We start from the raw sequence: 15,262 nt of genomic DNA, 5'->3' as shown, positions 1-15,262 counted from the left end.
ATGGTTGCCGGCATGCAGCTCAAACATTTCGCCGGTGCCCTGGCTGGCAGCCTTGTGTTCGCCACAGCCACGGCAGGGGTCACCGCAGCCAAGACCCCCTCCTATCCCGATGCCGATGCCAGCGACCCCGCAAAGCTGGGCTGGATGGTGGGCTCGCCGCCGTCGCCGGACCGCATGCTGCGCTTCGACGACGGCTCCTATTTCCAGTTTCCCGCCATGCGCTGGAGCGTCTCGCACTTTCGCCAGCTCATGCCCACGGTGAATGTGTCGCGCGGCCTGGCGCCTGCAGCGCCGCTGGCCCAGGCGTTGCGCGACGACATCGACGATCTGCGCTTCACGCCATTGGGTGCCAGCCAGCCCATGACCTGGCGCGATTCGCTCAAGGCCAACTACACCGATGGCATCGTGGTGCTGCACAAGGGCCGCGTGGTCTATGAGCGCTACTTCGGCGTGCTCAAGCCCGAAGGCCAGCACGGCGCCATGTCGGTGACCAAGTCCTTCGTCGGAACGCTGGCGGCCATGCTGGCTGCCGAGGGGCAGCTCGACCCCTCGCGCCGCGTGTCGGAATACGTGCCCGAGCTGGGGGCCTCGGCCTTCGGCAATGCCACGGTGCGCCAACTCATGGACATGACCACGGGCATTCGCTTCAGCGAAGACTATGCGGACCCCCAGGCCGAGGTCTGGGCGCACGCGGCCGCGGGCAACCCGCTGCCCAAGGCCAAGGACTACACCGGGCCGCGCAGCTACTACGAATTCCTGCAGACCGTGAAGCCCGAAGGCGTGCACGGCAAGGCCTTCGGCTACCGCACGGCCAATACCGATGCGCTGGGCTGGGTGCTGGCGCGCGTGAGCGGCCAATCGGTGGCCGATCTGCTGTCCGAGCGCATCTGGAGCCGCCTGGGCGCCGAGCAGGATGCCTACATGTCGGTGGACTCCACGGGCACGCCCTTTGCAGGCGGCGGCCTGAACCTGGGCCTGCGGGACCTGGCGCGCTTTGGCGAGATGCTGCGCAACCGGGGCCAGTTCAACGGCCAGCAGATCGTTCCCGCAGCCGCCGTGGACGATATCCGCCGGGGCGGCGATGCGGCGGCCTTTGCCAAGGCCGGCTACAAGCTGCTGCCGGGCTGGACCTACCGCAACATGTGGTGGGTCACGCACAACGCCCATGGCGCCTTCGCAGCGCGCGGCGTGCATGGCCAGACCGTCTACATCGATCCCAAGGCACAGATGGTGATTGCGCGCTTTGCCTCCCATCCGGTGGCTGGCAATGCGGCCAATGACCCGACCTCGCTGCCCGCCTACGAGGCGCTGGGCCGGCTGCTGGCTGGGGAGCGCTGAAGCGCTGAAGGGGCGCGAATTTCCCGCATAGGCTTCGGCGGCCAGGGGGCACCGCCTGCAAGAATGCGTATTGTCAAGAAAATTTGCTAACGTATGTAGCATCTTCTTGCAATAAGTAATTCTTCTATGTTCCAGTCCCTGCGTGCGCGACTCATCGCGCTCAGCGTGGCCATCGTCACCGTGGCCATGCTGGCCCTGGCCATTGCCAACTTTCTCACGGTGCAGCGCCATGTGCTGTCCACCCTCGACGACCAGAGCCGCCAGCTCGTGAACGCCCAGGCCCAGGTGCTGGGCGAATGGGTGGCGACCAAGCGCCTGCTGACCCATACCCTGGCCCAGGCCGTCGATACGCCGGAGCCGCGTGCCGTGGTCCAGGCGCTGCGCGACGGCGGCGGCTTCTCGGATGCCTACTTCGGCTACACCGACAAGCGCATGTTCTTCCTCAACGAGATGGCTGCCGACTACGACGTGACGGCCCGCCCCTGGTTCAGGCAGGCGCTGAAGGAAGGCCGCCCCATCGTGACGGCGCCCTATCTGTTTGTCTCTCCACCCGAAGTGGGCGTGACCTTTGCCGAGCCCGTGGGCCCGGCCGGCAATCCTGTCGCCGTGGTCGGCACCGACGTGCTGCTGACCACGGTGGTGCGCACCGTGGGCGCCATCCGGCCCACGCCGGGCAGCTTTGCCTTCTTGGTGGATGAGGCCGGTGCCATCGTCACCCACCCCGATCCGGCACTCACGCTCAAGCCCGTCTCCGCGCTCTCGCCCCAGTTGCGTGCCGACGCCATCCAGGCCCTGCCCAAGGAGGACACCGGCATGCGCACGGCCGTCGGCGGCAAGGACTTCCTGCTCTACGGCCAGGGCGTGCCCGGCACGGACTGGCAACTGGTGGTGGCCGTGCAGCGCGACGAGGCGCTGTCCGCGCTGGGTTCGCTGCTCAAGGTGTCGGGCGCCATCGTTGCCATTTCGCTGATCCTGGCGATTGCGCTGCTGGGCGCCGTCATTGCCCGCGTCACGCGCCGGCTGGCCGTGGTGCGCGATGCGCTGGAAGACATCGCCTCGGGTGACGGCGATCTCACGCGCCGCCTGTCGGTGCAAGGCAATGACGAACTGACGCAGATCGCACGTGCGTTCAATCACTTCACCGACAAGATCGCCTCGGTGCTGGTGCGCATCCGGGAATCGTCCGAGACCGTGCGCCATGCCTCCACCGAAATCGCCAGCGGCAACCAGGACCTGTCGGCACGCACCGAGCAGCAGGCCAGCTCGCTGGAGGAAACGGCTGCCGCCATGGAGCAGCTCACGGCCACCGTGCAGCACAACGCCGAGAATGCGCGCCAGGCGCGGCAACTGGCCAGCAGCGCCTCCGACATCGCCACGCATGGCGGCACGGTCGTGGACCAGGTGGTCCGCACCATGGGCGGCATCGAACAATCCTCGCACCGCATTGCCGACATCATTGGCGTGATCGACTCCATCGCGTTCCAGACCAATATCCTCGCGCTCAACGCCGCTGTGGAAGCAGCCCGTGCCGGTGAGCAGGGCCGCGGCTTTGCCGTGGTGGCCTCTGAAGTGCGCACGCTGGCCCAGCGCAGCGCCACGGCCGCCAAGGAAATCAAGGCGCTGATCGATGACTCCGTGGGCCAGGTCGATGCCGGCAGCCGGCTGGTGCAGGACGCAGGCGCCACCATGGGCAAGGTGGTGGAAAGCGTGCAGCGCGTGACCGCCATCGTCACCGAGATCAGCAATGCCAGCCAGGAACAGAGCACGGGCATTGCCGAGATCGGCACGGCCGTCAGCCAGATGGACCAGTCCACCCAGCAGAACGCGGCCCTGGTCGAAGAGGCCACGGCCGCGGCGCAGTCGCTGCAGCAGCAGGCCGCGCAACTGGCGGACGTGGTGGCAGGCTTTCGGCTGGACAGCGAATCATCCCGGTCCAGAAGCATCGCCCTGCATAGGTGAAATCGGCGCCGCACGGCAGGCAACCCACCGCCGTGCCCCACCGCCCTGCCCCGGCGGCGCCGGTCCGGTTACTGCAGCGCGATTGCGGCCTGCCGTACCAGCTTCTCCGTGCGGGGGACCTCGGTTTTGACGAAGGCCTCGAAGTCGGCAACGCTGCCGCCACGGGCTTCGGCGCCGGTGGCCACCAGGCGCTCGCGGAACTCAGGGGTGTTCAGCAGCTTGTTGATCTCGGTGTTGAGCCGGGAGACCACGGCCGGCGGCGTGCCGTGGCTGGCCACGATGCCGTACCACGGGGCGATGTCAAAGCCTGGATAGCCTTGTTCGGCAATCGTCGGGATGTCCGGGGCCATGGCGGCGCGGCTTGCAGTCGATACGCCCAGGGCGCGCAGCTTGCCGGCCTTCACCTGGGGCAAGGCGGTCATGATGGTGTCGAAGTACAGGGAGACCTGGCCCGATATCAAGGCCGGAATGGCCTCGGCCGCACCCTTGTAGGGCACGTGCACTATGTCGATGCCGGCGGCCTGGCGCAGGAACTCGCCAGCCATGTGCGAGGTCGTGCCGGCCCCGAACGAGGCATAGGTCAGCTTGCCGGGGTTTGCCTTGGCATAGGCCACCATCTCGGCCAGCGTACTGAACGGCAGGGACGGGTTCGCCAGCAGCACATTGGGCGTGACCGCCACGATGGCCACCTTCTCGAAGGCGTCCGGGTTGTAGCTCAGCTTCTTGTACAGAAAACGGTTGGTGACCATGGAGGCCGGCCCGCTCATCAGCAGGGTGTAGCCGTCGCCCGGGGCCCGGGCCGCGGTGTCGCTGCCGATCATGGCGGCGGCACCCGGCTTGTTTTCCACCAGCACGGGCTGCCCCAATGAAGTGCTCAGTCCGGCGCCAACCTGCCGGCTCAAAAGATCCGTGGCGGACCCGGCCTGAAAGGGAACGACGATGCGAATGGGCTTGCTGGGCCAGGCGCCGGCCCCCTGGGCAGAGGCTTGAGCGGATGCGACAAGGGCCAGGGCGGACAGCAGGGCCGTGGCCAGGGGAGTGCGGAGCGTTTGTAGAGGCATGGTCTTCATCAGGTTGGAGAGCAGGCATGGCGAAGGAACAGGTTCCGGCTGCCATGGGGAAATGCATAGATATTTAGATATTTGTATCCAATCATGCAGAAGACTAGCAAGCAATAATCGAACCAGCTCTAGGGAAAACCGCCTCTTGCCATCACCTGCACCGGCATGGCTGCGTGGAAACCGGCACAAACGGGGTCCCGGGAGGCGCAGGCAGGTCCCCGTAGAATCGGCGGGCCCCTGCCCTGGGCGAAAGACACCGGATAAACCATGCTGACCGACCGACGCGCCTCGTTTGACACTGTCCATGCCACGGCACAGGAAGAGGCCTACCAACACATCAAGCGCGGCATACGCACGGGCGAACTGCGCCCGGGCATGCGGCTGGCACCGGATGACATCGCGGCCGAAATTGGCACCAGCCGCATGCCCGTGCGCGAGGCGCTGAACCGCCTTGCCACGGAAGGGCTGATCGTCAACCGCCCCAACCGTGGCTCGGTGGTCCGGGTGCTGACCGAAAAAGAGGTGCGCGAGGTGTTCGCCATGCGTTCGGTGCTGGAGGGCCTGGCGGCCACCCTGGCGGCCGAGAACGTGACCACCAATGACATCCACGATCTGGAGCAGTTGCTGCAGCGCATGCACCGCAGCGGCCTGAATGCATCGGAATGGATCACGGCGCATCGCCAGTTCCACGAGCGCCTGTGCACCATTGCCGACGCTCCCCAGCTGATGCGGCAGATCGCGTCCCTGCACTCGGTCTCCGAGCCCCTGATGCGGGTGTGGCTGGAGGGCAAGCCATCGACGGACTACGTGCACGACAGGCACGAAGAACTCATAGGTGCATTGAAGGCCAGGGATGGCGCAAAGGTGGAAGCCCTGATGCGCGCCCACATCCTGCGCACGCTTCCAGGCATCCTCCAGGCGAACCAGGCCGACTGAAATCCGCACTGAAAGCCGCGCCGGCCCCTTCGCTGTCACGACAGCCTGGAGCCAGCGCGCAGGCTGCCGTCCGTCAGGAGCGGTTGGCGCCCATGGCGCAGCCGTCCTTGCGGTGGTCGGATGCGCCGTGCAGCACACCGTTGTCCCAATCCACCCGAATGGCCTGGGCGCCGCCGATGGCAGGATAGCCGGGCGCCACCAATCGGTAGCCCTGCTGCTCCAGCGCCTGCGCGACATGCTGCGGCAAGGTGCTTTCAACCTCGACCTTGTCGGTGCCGGGAATGGGGAACAGCCGTGGCAGATCGCTGGCGGCCTGGATATCGCAGCCGTAGTCGATCACCTTGGACAGAAAGTGCGCATGGCCCATGGCTTGGTAGTGGCCGCCCATCACGCCGAACACCAGCTCCACGCGGCCATCCTTCGTGGTCATGCCCGGGATGATGGTGTGCAGGGGCCGTTTGCCGGGTCCGATGCAATTGGGGTGGCCCTCAGCCAGTTCAAAGCTCTGGCCCCGGTTGTGCAGCAGCACGCCTGATTTGGGCGCCATCAGGCCGGAGCCGAAGGGATGGAAGATCGAGTTGATGAAGCTGGCGCAGTTGCGATCCTTGTCCACCACCGAGATGTAGACCGTGTCCTTGTGCTCCGCTGCCGCATTGTTCGCCGGGGTCTTGAAATGCTCCGGGAACTCGCCGTTGCGCAGCTGGGCGGCCAGCTCCTGCGACAGCAGATGGTCGACGTCCACATCGGCAAAGCGCGGATCGGCCAGCAGCGCATCCCGCACCCGGTAGGCCATGCGCGTGGCATCGATCTCGGCCTTCAGCCGCTCGGGCGAGAGCGGGTCCGTGCCCGGCTCCAGGCCCTGCAGAATGTTCAGGAGCAGCAGGGCAATGATGCCTTGGCCCGGAGGCGGGCACTCGTGCACCACATGGTCTCGGAACCTGCTCTTGACCGGCTGCACGAACTCGCCACGATAGGTGGCGAAGTCCTCAAGCGTGTGCACGCCACCGAGGCTGCGCAGATAGGAGACGATGTCCTGCGCGGTCTCCCCCTCGTAGAAGCCGGCGCGGCCCTGCTCGGCGATTTTTCGCAAGGTGGCGCCCAACTGCGGCTGGCGGTGAACCGATCCGATGGCCGGGGCCTGGCCATCGACCAGCATGATGTCGCGCGCAGTGGTGGCGGCCAGCAGTTGCGTGTGCATGGCCCAGTCGGTGCCGGCGCGCGGCGCCACGGCATAGCCCTGCTCGGCGAAGCGGATGGCATCTTCCAGAAGGCGGCCCATGGGCAGCCGGCCGAACCGGTCCGTCAGGGCGACCCAGGCGTCCACGGCGCCAGGCACCGTGACCACGTAGGGCGACTGGCGGCGCAATTGCTTTTCCTCGCCCGAGGCAAGAACGGCATTCAGGGAGGTGGCCTGGGGCGCCCAGCCGGCGCCGTTGTAGGCCGTGATCCGGTCGGAGCCCTTCTCGCTGTACAGCGCAAAGCAGTCTCCTCCAATGCCGGTGGAGCCAGGCTCCACCACGCACTGGACCGCACAGGCCGCGACGGCGGCATCCATGGCGGTGCCGCCGGCCTCCAGGATGCGAACAGCAGCCTGGGTGGCGGCCGGGTGTGAGGTTGCCGCCATGCCGTGCGTGGACATGACGACGGAACGGCCAGGATTCTGGAAATTGCGCATAACGGTTCTTCTTCCTTGTGTTGCTGGGACTTGGATATCGGGCAATGAATGGGGGCCGAGGCTGCCAACGCTGCTTGCAGCGGACCGCGCCATCGACGCAGGGTGCGATGGCAGCCTCGAGATTACCGTATCCTGATATCTTTGTATCCAATTTTTCCAAAGATACCCAAGCAATCACCATGCCTGGATTGGCCGTACACAATGCACCATCAGAGTGCGCCCCGGACCCTGACAGCCAAACCTAGAATGACGACCGGGCTCCGCCCACCCCAGAACCATCACCATGCCGCCACTTGCCACCCCCTCGCCCGATGCGGCACAGACCAGTGCCCACGAAGAGGCCTACCAACACCTCTCTCATGGCATCCGCATGGGGCTGCTGAAGCCGGGCGACAGGCTGGTGGCCGATGACATCGCCAACTCCATCGGCATGAGCCGCATGCCGGTCCGCGAGGCCTTGCGCCGGCTGACTGCGGAAGGCCTGTTGGTCATGCCGCCGAACCGGGGCGCGATCGTGCGGGAGCTTTCCGAGAGCGAGGTCATCGAGGTTTTCGAGATGCGTGCCGTGCTCGAAGGCCTGGCCGCAGCCATGGCCGCCAGGCGCTGCACCCAGGCGGATGTGGACGACCTGCAGGACCTGCTTTTGAAAATGAAGCGTTGCGAGAGTGACCAGTCGGAATGGATCACGGTGCACCGGCGCTTTCACGAGCGCTTTTGCCGCATCAGCGCAGCCCCGCGCCTGTGCGAGCAGATCTCGGCCCTGCATTCGGTGGTCGAGCCGCTGATGCGGATCTGGCTGGAAAACAACGAGCCCTCGCCTAGGTTGCAGGAGCACCACCAGCAACTGGTGGCCAGCCTGCAGGCCGGTGACCCGGATCGCATGGAGCGCGAAGTGCGCGCGCATGTGCGTGGAACGGTAGACAGCATCACGCAGGCCATGCGCAGACATCGGCCGCCCCAAGGCAAATCGCGCGCCAAGGCCTGACCTTGGCCTGGGCGATACGCCCTAGCCTCTCCTGTCCTTGAGGCGCGTCATGGAGCGGCGCGCCGCGGACAGGCTGCCGCGCCGGCCCAGCGAAAGCCCCGCGCCGGCATCCGGCAAGGCACCGCCAGCGGCCAATCGCTGCTGCGCCTCCAGCAGGCTGCGCAGGTCCGCCGCACGCTCCTGCGCCAGGGCGGCCGCATTCTGGGCGGTCTGCAGCTGGGAGTGCAGGCTCAGCTGCTCCTCCTCACTCTTTTCATAGCGGTTTTGCAGCTCTGCAAGGCGGGTCGCTGCCTTGCGCTCCTGCTCGGTGGCTGTCTTGCGCGCAGCCGCCAGTTCCTGGCGTGCGCGGTCCACCTCATTGAGCATGTGGCGCTCATTGCCCGCGTACTGCTCGGCCATGCGCTGGCGCTCGAGCGCGGCGGACTGCATTTCCTCGCCATGCTTTTGCTGCAACGCCTCGCGCTGGCGGGCGGCTTCGGCCAGCGCATCGCGCATTTCCTCCAGGCGCTCGTCGCGGTCCTGCAGCTGCTGCTGCATTTCATCCAGCCGGCGAGACAAGTCCTGCGACTGGGCCTGGGCCACTTGCAGGGCCTGGTCCATGGCCTCTTTCTGCGCTTGCATGGACGCCTCGCGCCGCGCCATTTGCTCCTGCTGCTCCTGCAGCTCGGCCTGCGTGGCCTGTGCCGCTTCCTCCCGGGATTGCAGGGCGGCGCGGGCGGCCTCCATGGCCTCTTCCTGGGCGGCGTCCCACAGCTGCTGCGCCAGGCGCTGAACGGGATCGGGCACCGACGACGGCAGCAGTTCGCCCTGCCCTGCCGCCACGCCCAGGCGCTGGCCCAGCGTGGCAAACCAGGTCTCCAGCATGGGGCTGACGGTATTCGGCGAGCCCCGGCCAATGTGCTGGCGCACGCGCTCGATGGTCGGCCGCAGGCCCTGGGCGATCAAGGCGTCTGCCGCGGCCCAGACATCGGCTTCCTGCACGCCACGGGTGGATGTTTTCTGCATATCGTGAACTATTTCCAATATTACCAACGATAAGGAGTTGTTATCGTGAGTTATTTTAATTTTATGTGATACATCATATGTTAGATGTATTAAATATTACATATGAAATTTTCATACAGCATGGATGCGCACATTACACGGATTTGTGGCGCAAAAAGGCCGCTCCTGGTCGCTGGAAAGTGAACTTTGCGTCGTGCCGATCGCTGCAGGCCCGCAAGGTATTGCCCGGGCGGCGTCGGGCGACAATCCATGGATGCGCACCGGCCCTTTTTCGCTGACCTCCCGACCTCAGCCCCTGGACGACATCCAGGAAGGCAACGCCCTGCCGTCCGCCGGCCTGGAGCCTGCCGCCCGGCAGGCCGTGCGCGAGCTGATGCACGAGGGCGAATCCGCCAACACCAGAAACAGCTACCAAAGCGCCATGCGCTACTGGTCCGCCTGGCATGCGCTGCGGTTTGACCGGCAGATGCAGCTGCCGCTGGATGTGCCCTGCGTGCTGCAATTCATCATTGACCACGCCCAGCGGCAGACCGGCGCGGGCCTGGCCAGTGAAATGCCGATGCACATCGACCGCGCCCTGGTCGAGGCCGGATACAAGGCCAGGGAAGGCGCGCTGTCGCACAACACGCTGGTGCACCGCATGGCGGTGCTGTCCAAGGCGCATCAGGTGCATGGACTGGCCAACCCCTGCCAGGACGGCGCGGTGCGCGAGCTGATGTCGCGCACGCGCAAGGCCTATGCGCGGCGCGGTGAAGGCCCCGCCAAGAAGGATGCGCTGACGCGCGACTTGCTGGAGCAATTGCTGGACACCTGTGACGACAGCCTGCGCGGCCGCCGTGACCGCGCCCTGCTGCTGTTCGCCTGGTCCAGCGGCGGGCGCCGCCGCTCGGAGGTGGCCGGGGCCGACATGCGCCACCTGCGGGCCGTGGGGCCGCAGGAATTCATCTACACGCTGACCCACTCCAAGACCAACCAGTCCGGACGGGACGCGCCCGAGAACCACAAGCCCGTCACCGGGCGCGCGGCCCAGGCGCTGGCCGATTGGCTGCGTGCCGCCGCCATACAGGAAGGGCCGATCTTCCGGCGCATCCGCAAGGGCGGCCATGTGGGCGAGCCCCTGTCACCGGCCGCCGTGCGCGACATCGTGAAGCAGCGCTGTGCGCTGGCAGGCGTGGAGGGAGATTTCTCGGCGCATTCCCTGCGCTCGGGCTTTGTGACCGAGGCCGGGCGCCAGAACGTGCCCCTGCCCGACACCATGGCGCTGACGGGGCACAGCAGCGTCAATACGGTGCTGGGCTATTTCCGTGCGGATTCCGCGTTGAGCAACCGTGCGGCCCGGCTGCTCGATGCCGGCGACGACGATGCGGCCGCCGCCGCACAAGGCAGCGGCGGACCGCAGCGCTGAGCTGCCGGCTCAAAAGAGCTCAAAAGCCCCAAAAAGCCCCAAGGCTCACTCCTGTACCGAGGTCCGCGTGCCGCTCAGGCCCAGCTTGCGCAGCAGCGTGGTGTCGGCCTCCACATCGGGGTTGCCGGTCACCAGCAGCTTGTCCCCGTAGAAGATGGAATTGGCGCCGGCCATGAAGCACAGGGCCTGCACGGCATCGCCCAGTTGCTGCCGGCCTGCCGACAGGCGCACGCGCGCCGTGGGCATGGTGATGCGCGCCACCGCGATCACGCGCACGAAGTCCAGCGGATCGACCGGCTCGCTGTCCGCCAGCGGCGTGCCAGGCACGCGCACCAGGCTGTTGATGGGCACCGACTCGGGATGCGGATTGAGATTGGCCAGCTGGGCGATCAGGCCCGCGCGGTGCACGGGCGCCTCGCCCATGCCGATGATGCCGCCGCAGCACACGCTGATGCCTGCGCCGCGCACGGCCTTGAGCGTGTCCAGGCGGTCCTGGTACTGGCGCGTGCTGACCACGTCCTGGTAGTACTCGGGCGCGGTGTCCAGGTTGTGGTTGTAGTAGTCCAGGCCCGCTTCGCGCAGCGACTGCGCCTGGTGGGGCTGGAGCATGCCCAGCGTGGCGCAGGTCTGCATGCCCAGGCCCTTCACGGCGCCGATCAGCTCGTTCATCTTCTCGATGTCGCGGTCCTTGGGCGCGCGCCAGGCTGCGCCCATGCAAAAGCGCGTGGCGCCCGCGTCCTTGGCCGCCTGGGCGGCGCGCGTGACTTCGTCCACGCTCATGAGCTTTTCTGCCTTGACGCCGGTGTCGAACTCGGCCGCCTGCGGGCAGTAGCCGCAGTTCTCGGGGCAGCCTCCGGTCTTGACCGACAGCAGCGTGGCCAGTTCGATATCGCCCGCAGGCCAGTGCTCGCGGTGCACGCTCTGGGCCTGGAACATCAGGTCCATGAAGGGCTTGTCCAGCAGTTCCTGGATGGCCTGCACGCTCCAGGCGCCTTCAAACGGCAGCATGTCGCTTTTGGAGGGGCGTGCATGCCATTGCAGGGGGCTGCCGGCCGCAGGCTGTGCGGAGGTGGCGGAAGTCGTCGGGGTGGTGCTGCAGGCGGTCATCAAAAACTCCTCTGTGGGTCTGCTCTTTTCATTCTGATGAGCAAAAAAAGCCTTGGGAATGAAAAAGCCGGCTCCTTGGCAAAAATAGTTGCCCCGTTTTCATGGCCTGCAAAAAAAGCGAACTTCGCTTATTTTTGAGCGATGTTGGGCATGTTTTGGCAGAAGTTTTTCTCGGTGACTTCTTCTTGCCGCAAGCACGCGGCCATTGGCGGTCAACATCGCTCAATTGTCCGATGAGCGCTTCAAAAGATGCGTGGACAGGCGCGGCAACGGATTCCCAATACCTGCCAGATGCCTCTCCAAAACGACCACAATGGGTGCCCGCCGTCGTCGCCACGGCGGCTTTCAGCCCTGCCGGACTGCGGCTGAACCGCTTCCCTCTGCTTTCGCCGCTTTTGCTCAGATTTCCCTCACATGTCCCTGCGCTCCCTGGAATTTCCTACCGATCACGGCAAGCCGCTGCTGCTCTCGCGCGAGCAGCAGGCCATCCTGGCGCATGAGGGGCGTTCGGCCATCGTGGCTGCGCTGGCGGGAGTGGGCAAGACCACGACGCTGGCCTGCAAGGTGGTCCAGGCCTGCCGCAGCGGCCAGGCGCAGCGCATTCTGGTACTGGCGTATTCGCGCTCCGGCGTGGCGGCCTTCCATCACCGGCTGCAGCAACTGGTGCGCGAGGTGCCGCCCCAGGTGCAGATCACCACGGTGGAGCGCTGGGCGGCCCAGCAGATCCGCGGCCGCGACCCGGCGGCTCACTTTCTGGCCGACCGCGTGGCGCTGCAGGCCCGTGTGCGCGAGGCCCATGATGCGCTGCGCGAGCGACTGGCCTGGCAGCCCGACCCTTTGTTCGAGCAGCCCGGCGATCTGGATCTGGACGCCTTCTGGGACTTCAACCTCAGCGCCAAGAAGTCGTTGCTGCCCCAGCGCCTGGCCGAGGAAGGCATGGGACTGGCGAGTTTCTGCGAGGAGTATTTGCTCGACTACCGCCTGGCCTGCCTGTTCTTCGAGTACGAGCGCCGCCGCATCGACCACTGCGGCGACCCTCTGTACTACGCCGAAGGCGACTGCAGCCATGCACTGGCCAGCGACACCCTGCAGGGCCAGGCGCTGGACCTGCCGCGCTACGACCTGGTGGTGTTCGACGAGATGCATGACCTGGACCCTGCCTCGCTGCAGGTGCTGCGAGCCCTGGTCGGAACCAGCGGCTGCGCCTTTCTGGGAGCAGGCGACTTCAACCAGCACATCGAGGCACAGGCCTGGTCCGTGTTCCGCGACAAGCTCCACCAGCTCGATGATTTCCTGCCCCAGGCCACGGCCACGCTGGCGCTGACGCAGTCGCGCCGCTTCGGCCCGCAAGTGGCCAAGGCCGTCAATGCGCTGTTCAATGTGTGCCTGACAGCGGCGCCCACGCGCTTCAGCACCGTGCACCAGCTGCAGCACTCCGACGACAGCGCGTGCATTGACCAGCTGCTGCAGATCCAGGCCAGCCTGGCACGTGCCACCGAACCCGCTGCGCCGGGCGAGCCGCCTTCTGGCAGCGCGCGCAATCCCTCGCTGACCGTGATCCTGCGCCACGAGCAGGACGCCTGCGCGCTGGAATGGGCCATCCACCGCGCCGGCAAGTCCGCCAGCTTCTACGGCTTCAAGCGCTTTTACCTGCAGCGCGAAATGGCCCTGCTGCTGGGACTTTGCTATGCGCACGGCATGCAGGCGCTGTCGTGGAAGGCCCAGGTCAGCGTTCTGGGCAGCGAGATCCTGGCGGCCTTCGTGGAAGGTGCGCTGTTCTACGGCAAGGGCAGCGTGGCAGGCGGTGACATGGCCGATCCATTCAGCCGCCACACGCTGGCCCAACGCATGGCAGGCGAGATGCTGCACAACCCGCAGATCATCTGGCGCTTCCTGAGCGACCAATCGAGCCTGCAGGGCGGACAACGCAACTTCAAGGCCTTCGGCAGCTTTCTGCAGCTGCCGCTGGCCCTGCAGTCCGATGCGCTGGGCCTGCTGGAGCAGGCCGATGTCTGGGGGCTGTTTGCCGGCGTGGCCCTGTCTCAGGCCCAGACGGCGGCATTGCGTCAGCGCGTGAAGGCTTTCATGGATTCGGTGGCGGGCATGGCCGTGCCCGACATGCTGGCCCAGGTGGCGGACATGGCCACGCGCTTCGAGCGTGCCGTGCGGGCCGAGCGCGGATTCGACTTCCATCTGAGCACCATCGAGGAAGCCAAGGGCAAGGAGTACGACCACGTCGCCCTGCCCTTCATGGAGCCTGGCCGCTTTCCGGCGACGGCCCCGCACGCGCTGGCCTTTCTGGAGCGCAACCGCCTGTACGTGGCCATGACGCGCGCCAGAAAAAAGCTGTGGCTGCTGGAACATGTCCAGCGGCGCGTACAGCCTTTTGCCTGAGGCGCCTCAGCCCAGCGCGGCGATCACCTCGGCCGGCGCCTGCACCAGCTCGATCAGCACGCCCTCGCCGGCAATCGGGAACTCGTCATTGCTCTTGGGGTGCAGAAAACAGATGTCGTAGCCGGCCGCGCCCTTGCGAATGCCGCCGGGCGCAAAGCGCACGCCCTTCTCCGTCAGCCACTGCACGGCCAGCGGCAGGTCGTCGATCCACAGGCCGATATGGTTCAGCGGCGTGGTGTGGACGGCAGGCTTCTTGTCGATGTCCAGCGGCTGCATGATGTCCACCTCCACCTTGTGCGCGCCTTGGCCCATGGCCAGGATGTCTTCGTCCACGTTCTCGCGCTCGCTCTGGAAGGTGCCGGTCTGGGTCAGCCCCAGCATGTCCACCCACAGGCGCTTCATGCGCTGCTTGTCGGTGCCGCCGATGGCCACCTGCTGTATGCCCAGAACCCGGAAAGGACGCTGTTCGCTTGCCACTGTCTCGCTCCTGTTGATGTATGAAGAATCACATTGTGGAGCCAATCCGCAAGGCCGCAGCCCATCGCACAGCGGCTCAGAACTCCCCCAGCACCCATCCGCTGATCACCGCAAAGTACTCGCGCAGCCAGGCGTTGGCGCGGATCGTCGCCGGCGTGGGCGCGCCCACGGTGAAGGCCTGGCCGTAGCCGCTGCGCTTGGCGATCCAGCCCGCGCGCAGCGTGTGGAAATCGCTGGTGACGATGGCAATCGCCGCGTCCGGGGCCACGCCGCGCTCCTGCAGCAGGGGCAGGCTCCACGCCAGGTTCAGCGCCGTGCTGGTACTGCGCTGCTCCATCAGCAGGCGTTCTGGCGCAATGCCGTGGCGTTGCTGCAGATAGCGCGCCATGACGGCGCCCTCGCTCTCGCTTTCCCCAAAGTCCACGCCGCCGCTGGTGACCACCAGCGCCTTGGGCTGGCTTGCAGCCAGTTCGGCGGCGCGGTCCAGCCGCTGGGCCAGCGTCAGCGACGGTTGTCCCTCACGCGTGGCGCTGCCCAGCACCACGATGGCCTGCACCGGCTGGTCAGGGGCCAGCCGGGAAGAAGCAGACAGCAGATGTGCCCAGAACAGCAGCAGGCTGGCCAGCCATATCGCCAGCGCCGCCCAGCCCAGCCACCAGGCGCGCCGCAGCCAGGCACTGGCGCGCAGCCTGCGCGCAATGGCCGCGCGCCAGAAGCTGCAGGCCATGAACAGCAGGCCCAGCACCGCTGGCAGCGTCACGCCCAGATTGAACATGCCGCGTGCCATCAGCACCACGGCATCGCCCAGCAGCACGGCGCCAGTGATCAGGCCCAGCCACTGCAAGGGACCCAGCCGCCGAATGCCCGCGACGGCGTTGCGTCCGGGCACTGGCCCGGGCGCGGCAGAGAGCTTGTGCAAC

At 66.5% G+C, this 15,262-nt stretch carries 12 protein-coding genes; 6 read left to right on the top strand and 6 right to left on the bottom strand.

Going from position 1 to position 15,262, the window contains the following annotated elements; all coding sequences use genetic code 11:
* Positions 1 to 12 precede the first annotated feature (12 nt).
* Both PO605_RS28930 and PO605_RS28925 read left to right on the top strand, forming a co-directional pair.
* On the top strand, positions 13 to 1,338 hold the full coding sequence (locus PO605_RS28930; protein ID WP_197065200.1) for a serine hydrolase domain-containing protein: 1,326 nt from the start codon (positions 13 to 15) through the stop codon (positions 1,336 to 1,338).
* A 126-nt stretch (positions 1,339 to 1,464) separates the two neighbouring features.
* On the top strand, positions 1,465 to 3,297 hold the full coding sequence (locus PO605_RS28925) for a methyl-accepting chemotaxis protein (RefSeq protein WP_047474808.1): 1,833 nt from the start codon (positions 1,465 to 1,467) through the stop codon (positions 3,295 to 3,297).
* Between the two features lie 68 nt (positions 3,298 to 3,365).
* On the opposite strand, the gene PO605_RS28920 is transcribed toward PO605_RS28925, so the two are convergent.
* On the bottom strand, positions 3,366 to 4,358 hold the full coding sequence (locus PO605_RS28920; protein WP_043783529.1) for a Bug family tripartite tricarboxylate transporter substrate binding protein: 993 nt from the start codon (positions 4,356 to 4,358) through the stop codon (positions 3,366 to 3,368).
* Positions 4,359 to 4,625: 267 nt separating this feature from the next.
* On the opposite strand from PO605_RS28920, the gene PO605_RS28915 reads away from it, so the two are divergent.
* Entirely contained in the window at positions 4,626 to 5,294 is a 669-nt protein-coding gene (locus tag PO605_RS28915) for a GntR family transcriptional regulator (RefSeq protein ID WP_012205610.1), read from the top strand.
* A 73-nt stretch (positions 5,295 to 5,367) separates the two neighbouring features.
* Here PO605_RS28915 and PO605_RS28910 read toward each other — a convergent pair whose 3' ends face one another.
* Entirely contained in the window at positions 5,368 to 6,969 is a 1,602-nt protein-coding gene (locus PO605_RS28910) for a gamma-glutamyltransferase family protein (RefSeq protein ID WP_047474810.1), read from the bottom strand.
* Positions 6,970 to 7,252: 283 nt separating this feature from the next.
* Between PO605_RS28910 and PO605_RS28905 the strand changes: the two genes are divergently transcribed.
* The gene (locus tag PO605_RS28905; RefSeq protein WP_272207242.1) at positions 7,253 to 7,954 is read left to right on the top strand and encodes a GntR family transcriptional regulator; all 702 of its coding nucleotides are present in this window, start codon (positions 7,253 to 7,255) and stop codon (positions 7,952 to 7,954) included.
* A 21-nt stretch (positions 7,955 to 7,975) separates the two neighbouring features.
* On the opposite strand, the gene PO605_RS28900 is transcribed toward PO605_RS28905, so the two are convergent.
* The gene (locus tag PO605_RS28900; RefSeq protein WP_047474815.1) at positions 7,976 to 8,959 is read right to left on the bottom strand and encodes a DNA-binding protein; all 984 of its coding nucleotides are present in this window, start codon (positions 8,957 to 8,959) and stop codon (positions 7,976 to 7,978) included.
* A 253-nt stretch (positions 8,960 to 9,212) separates the two neighbouring features.
* Between PO605_RS28900 and PO605_RS28895 the strand changes: the two genes are divergently transcribed.
* Positions 9,213 to 10,364, top strand: a complete 1,152-nt coding sequence (locus tag PO605_RS28895; protein WP_052195883.1) for a site-specific integrase — start codon at positions 9,213 to 9,215, stop codon at positions 10,362 to 10,364.
* A 45-nt stretch (positions 10,365 to 10,409) separates the two neighbouring features.
* Here the strand turns inward: PO605_RS28895 and bioB are convergent, their stop codons facing one another.
* Positions 10,410 to 11,471 (bottom strand): biotin synthase BioB, encoded by a 1,062-nt coding sequence (gene bioB / locus PO605_RS28890; protein ID WP_047474819.1) that lies wholly within the window; start codon positions 11,469 to 11,471, stop codon positions 10,410 to 10,412.
* A 414-nt stretch (positions 11,472 to 11,885) separates the two neighbouring features.
* On the opposite strand from bioB, the gene PO605_RS28885 reads away from it, so the two are divergent.
* Positions 11,886 to 13,865: a UvrD-helicase domain-containing protein gene (locus PO605_RS28885; RefSeq protein ID WP_272207241.1), complete on the top strand. Its 1,980-nt coding sequence runs from the start codon at positions 11,886 to 11,888 to the stop codon at positions 13,863 to 13,865.
* Between the two features lie 6 nt (positions 13,866 to 13,871).
* Here PO605_RS28885 and PO605_RS28880 read toward each other — a convergent pair whose 3' ends face one another.
* The gene (locus tag PO605_RS28880) at positions 13,872 to 14,342 is read right to left on the bottom strand and encodes a VOC family protein (protein WP_047474823.1); all 471 of its coding nucleotides are present in this window, start codon (positions 14,340 to 14,342) and stop codon (positions 13,872 to 13,874) included.
* 76 nt (positions 14,343 to 14,418) lie between these two features.
* Positions 14,419 to 15,261, bottom strand: coding sequence for a YdcF family protein (locus tag PO605_RS28875; protein ID WP_047474825.1), 843 nt, complete (start codon positions 15,259 to 15,261; stop codon positions 14,419 to 14,421).
* Position 15,262: the final 1 nt, after the last annotated feature.

It is taken from the genome of Delftia sp. DT-2 (assembly GCF_028401915.1).
Taxonomy (GTDB): Bacteria; Pseudomonadota; Gammaproteobacteria; order Burkholderiales; family Burkholderiaceae_C; genus Comamonas; species Comamonas tsuruhatensis.
The sequence above is the reverse complement of the archived record's forward strand: the minus strand, read 5'-3'. Positions and strand labels throughout refer to the sequence as shown.